Consider the following 4,969-nt stretch of genomic DNA (forward strand, 5'->3'; position numbering starts at 1 on the left):
TATACGCTTCCACATTTCGACCCCGTGCCTGCGTGGGGGGGGGGGGGCCCCCCCCCCCCCCCCCCCGCCCCCCCCCCCCCCGCCGCCTCGGTGGGTCAGCAGCCGAAGTCGATGAGGCGGAACGTGGCGTAGTGGTCGGAGGTGTAGTAGTCCTCCTGGTAGTCCTCGCCGGTGATGATCCGCCGGGCGCCTCTGGTCGGCGAGCCGGGGGTGACCACGGTGTACTCGTGGTAGTAGCCGTACGGCTCGGCGGGCAGGACGCCCTCGCGGTTCTGGAAGACGACGCCGTCCTGGGAGTACGGGAAGGGGCCGTCGCTGTCGATCAGGTCGAGAGTGTGGTCGGCCTGGCTCGGCAGCGCGGAGAGGCAGACGGTGCCGCTGACCGCGGCGTGGGCGTCCGCGGCGGCGAAGGCGGTCGGGGCCAGCGCGAGCACTGCGGCGGTGGCGAGGGAGGCGGCGCGACGGTTCCACGCGCGTAGAGTGTGAGTCATACCGGCAGTCTGACGGCGCGTCGGACGAACTCGAAAGTGTCATGACAACTGTTCACGAAGGCTCCATCGGCCGGGAACCGGTCCGACGGCCGCCGTACCGCAGTGCCTCGCTTCCTCCGTGCGCACGGCGGGGCCGCGCCGCACCCGGGGCGGGCCGCGGCGACCTGCGGGGGTGAGTGGTTCGTGTGGCGTAAGGGTTTGTATGCTGCGCCCTGTCTCTACATATTTGTAGAAAAGGGCCGGTCCGCCAGGGGGTCCACCGTCCTGGGTGGATGGGAACCGGCCGACCCGGTTCCTGCGTGTGGGCTGGTGGCTGGTGTTCGGCGAAGGGGGTATGCGTGGCTGGTCGTAGGGCGTTGACACAGGATTCCGGGGCCGTCCCCGGCGGACGGCGCGCGGCCGGCCGCGGCGTGCGCGAGACCGGCGGCGACCAGGCGCCCGGCGCCGCGGGCCGCGGCCGCAAGGGGCGGCGCTCCAAGAAGCAGATCGTGCTCTGGGCCACCGCCGGCACCCTCGCGCTGACCGTCCTGGGCGGCGCGGTGGTCTACTACCGGCTGAACGGGAACATCAGCACGTTCGACGGCGACGGCATCAGCAAGGACCGTCCCGATGCCGCGGCGCCCGACGCGCAGGGCCGCACCCCGGTCAACGTGCTGCTGATCGGCTCCGACTCGCGCGACGGCGCCAACAAGGACCTCGGCGGCGGCGCCGAGGGCGGGGCGCGCTCGGACACCACGATCCTGCTGCACGTCTACGCCGACCACAAGCACGCGGTGGGCATCTCCATCCCGCGCGACTCGCTGGTCGACATACCGTCCTGCATGCTGCAGAACAAGTCGTGGACCAAGCCGCAGACCCATGTGATGTTCAACAGCGCCTTCGAGGTCGGCAACAGCGTCCAGGGCAACCCGGCCTGCACCCAGAACACCGTGGAGAAGCTCACCGGCCTGCGCGTCGACCACACCGTCGTCGTCAACTTCCAGGGCTTCGCCGCGATGACCAGTGCGGTCGGCGGCGTCGAGGTCTGCGTCCCGAAGGCCATCTACGAGGGCGACCTCGACCCCAACCTCGGCCACAAGGGCAAGCAGATCTTCGCCCAGGGCACCCAGAAGGTGGAGGGCCAGCAGGCCCTGGACTACGTCCGGCTGCGCCACGGGCTCGGCGACGGTTCCGACATCGGGCGGACCAAGCGCCAGCAGGCCTTCATGTCCTCGCTGATCAAGGACGTCAAGAGCAAGGGGATGGACCCGACCACCCTGCTCCCGCTGGCCGACGCGGCGACCAAGTCGCTGGTCGTCGACCCGGGCCTCGGCTCCGCGCAGAAGCTGCTCTCCTTCGCGCTGTCCCTCAAGGGCATCGACCTGCACGACATGAAGTTCCTGACCATGCCGTGGCGGTACGAGGGCGCCCGGGTCGCCGTCGTCCACCCGGACGCCGACCAGCTGTGGGGCGCGCTCAAGGCCGACCGCACCCTGGACGGGCAGGACGCCAGCGCCGGTGCCAGTGCCCAGAGCGCCTCGCCGACCGCCGCGACCAGCGCGCCCGCGACCCCGGAGGCCGTCAACGGCGCCGGCATCCGGGTGGCCGTCTACAACGGCACCACCACCGCCGGGCTCACGCTCAAGGCGGCGACCCTGCTGCAGGCCTCCGACTTCACCGTCACCGGCAAGGCCAATGCCGCCTCCCAGGACCACCGCACCACCCTCGTCCAGTACGGCCCGGGCGAGAAGGCGGCCGCGCAGAAGGTCGCGGCGCTCTTCCCCGGGGCCACCCTGGAGGCGTCCTCCCGGGCAGGCGTCGCGGTCGTCCTCGGCGCCGACTACGCGGCCGGGGCTCAGGGCACCTCCTCGGACAGCGTGCCGTCCGGGCCGCTGCCGACGAGCGTCAGCCAGGCGGCGCGCTCGGCCGACGACGACCCCTGCGCGAACCTGTCCTACGGCTGACCGCCGGGCCCCCGAGAACACTCGGATGAGGCACCCGCGGAGCGGCCGGTCCCTGCGACCGGCCGCTCCGTCGTACCCGCCCCTCCCGCCCTGCGCGTGCCGCGGACCGGCCCGGATCCGCGTCCCCGGCTGACGTGGCGACAGATCCCGGCCGGCCCGCCGGAAAACCCGGTGCGGGGCCCGGCGGCGGCTCCCTAGACTCGCAGCGACACCACGCGCCGCGGCGATCTGCCGGCGCGCACTGCGACGATCGAGGGGAGACCGGCCGTGCGGCACCGCAGCACCGTCCTCGTCCCCTCGTCCCGGTACGACGTGATCCTGGTGTCCTCGTCGTCCCGGTGCCCGCTGCGCGGCCGGCACCGGACGGCTGTGACGAACACCTGACCCACCGTCCGCCGGACGGCGGGCCGGCCCCGTGGCGGGACCGTGCATACGCGCTCCCGCCGCCGCAACGGCCCTGCGGCCCTGCGCCGCCACCTCGTTAGTCACCCCATCGCGCCGCCCTGATCGTGGATCACCCCGAAAGGCCAATGGGCCCGTGCGCACCGACCTGAACCGCCATGCCGCCACCGATGTCACCACCCCGGCCGACGTCCGGAACCTGGGCATCCTCGCCCACGTCGACGCCGGCAAGACCACCGTCACCGAGCGGATCCTCTACCTCACCGGCACCATCCACCGGCGCGGCGAGGTCCACGACGGCACCACCGTCACCGACTTCGACCCGCAGGAACGCGACCGCGGCATCACCATCTTCGCCGCCGCCGTCAGCTGCACCTGGGACGGCCACCGGATCAACCTGATCGACACCCCCGGGCACGTCGACTTCGCCGACGAGGTGGAGCGGTCGCTGCGCGTCCTGGACGGTGCGGTCGCGGTGTTCGACGCCGTCGCCGGCGTGGAGCCGCAGAGCGAGTCGGTCTGGCGGCAGGCCGACCGGCACGGCGTGCCGCGGATCGCGTTCGTCAACAAGCTCGACCGGGCGGGCGCCGACCTCGACACCGCGGTCGCCTCGATCCGGGACCGGCTGCGGGTGGTGCCGCTGGTGGTCCAGCTGCCGATCGGCAGCGAGGCCGGCTTCACCGGGGTCGTCGACCTCGTCCGGATGCGCTCCCTGGTCTGGGCCGACGGTCAGGACACCGCCGAGGAGGGCGACGTGCCGGACGGCCTGCGCGAGGAGGCGCAGCGCCGCCGCCGGCTGCTGGAGGAGGCGGTGGCCGAGCTCCACCCGGCCGCGCTGGAGGAGTTCTGCGCCACCGCGGCGCTCTCCGCGCCGACGCTGGCGGCCGCCCTGCGCGACCTGACCCGCACCGGTGAGGGCGTGGTGGTGCTGTGCGGCTCCGCGTACCGCAACCGCGGAGTGGAGCCGCTGCTCGACGCGGTCACCGCCTACCTGCCCTCGCCGCTTGACGTGCCGCCCGTGACCGGCGTGCACGCCGGGGCGGAGCAGCGGCGCCCGGCCGAGGCCGGCGCGCCGTTCGCGGGGCTGGTGTTCAAGGTCGCCGCGACGGCGACCGGCCGGCTGACCTATCTGCGGGTGTACTCGGGGACGATCAGGAAGGGGGACACGGTGCTCGACGCGGGGACGGGCCGCACCGAGCGGGTCGGGCGCATCCTGCGGGTGCAGGCCGACCGGCACGCGGAGGCGGAGCGGGCGGTGGCCGGGGACATCGTCGCCCTGGTCGGCCCGAAGGCCGCCCGGGCCGGCGCGACCCTGTGCGCCCCCGGGGCGCCGCTGCTGCTCGAACCGCCCGGCGCGGCCGACCCGGTCGTCTCGGTCGCGGTGGAGGCAGGCCGGAACACCGACACCGAGCGGCTGGCGACGGCGCTGGCCCGCCTGGTCGAGGAGGATCCCTCGCTGGTGGTCGGGACCGACCCGGAGACCGGCCAGACGCTGCTCTCCGGTATGGGCGAGCTGCACCTGGAGGTCGCGGTGGAGAAGATCCGCCGCGCCCACGGCCTCGACATCGGCGTCGGCCGGCCGCGGGTCTCCTACCGGGAGACGCCGACCGGCGGCGTGTCGGGTCTGGTGTACCGGCACGTCAAGCAGGACGGAGGCCTCGGCCAGTTCGCCCATGTCGTGATCGACGTCGAGCCGCTCCGGGAGACCGGCGCGGACGCGGCGGCCGGTGTTGCCGAGGCCGGCGGGTTCGCGTTCGGCTCGACCGTGGTCGGCGGCCGGGTGCCGAAGGAGTTCGTCCAGGCGGTCGAGGCCGGCTGCCGGGACGCGCTCGCCGAGGGCCCGCTCGGCGGCCACCCGGTGACCGGTGTGCGGGTGACGCTGACCGACGGGTCCACCCATCCGAAGGACTCCTCGGAACTCGCGTTCCGGACGGCCGGCCGGTTCGCGCTCCGGGAGGCCCTGCGGGCCTGCGCGGTGGCGCTGCTCGAACCGGTGGTCGAGGTCACCGCCACGGTGCCGGACGACGCCGTCGGCGGCGTGCTCGGCGACCTGGCCGCCCGGCGCGGCCGGGTCTCCGGCTCGACCGCGCGGGCCGGCACGGCGGTGATCACCGCCCCCGTGCCGCTCGCGGT

General features: G+C 74.0%; 3 protein-coding genes. 2 read left to right on the forward strand and 1 reads right to left on the reverse strand.

The genetic code is table 11. The features are described 5' to 3' along the window. Nucleotides 1-95: 95 nt before the first annotated feature. Nucleotides 96-491: a ribonuclease gene (locus ACFV0G_RS35065; RefSeq protein ID WP_380556710.1), complete on the reverse strand. Its 396-nt coding sequence runs from the start codon at nt 489-491 to the stop codon at nt 96-98. Between the two features lie 356 nt (nt 492-847). On the opposite strand from ACFV0G_RS35065, the gene ACFV0G_RS35070 reads away from it, so the two are divergent. Both ACFV0G_RS35070 and fusA read left to right on the forward strand, forming a co-directional pair. After that, a complete protein-coding gene (locus tag ACFV0G_RS35070) occupies nt 848-2,434 on the forward strand; it encodes an LCP family protein (RefSeq protein WP_380556712.1) in 1,587 nt (528 codons plus the stop codon). A 538-nt stretch (nt 2,435-2,972) separates the two neighbouring features. Beyond that, nucleotides 2,973-4,969: elongation factor G (gene fusA, locus ACFV0G_RS35075; RefSeq protein ID WP_380556714.1), on the forward strand; the 1,997-nt coding region annotated here is incomplete at its 3' end.

Source organism: Kitasatospora sp. NPDC059571, assembly GCF_042735675.1.
In the GTDB taxonomy this organism is placed as follows: Bacteria; Actinomycetota; Actinomycetes; order Streptomycetales; family Streptomycetaceae; genus Kitasatospora.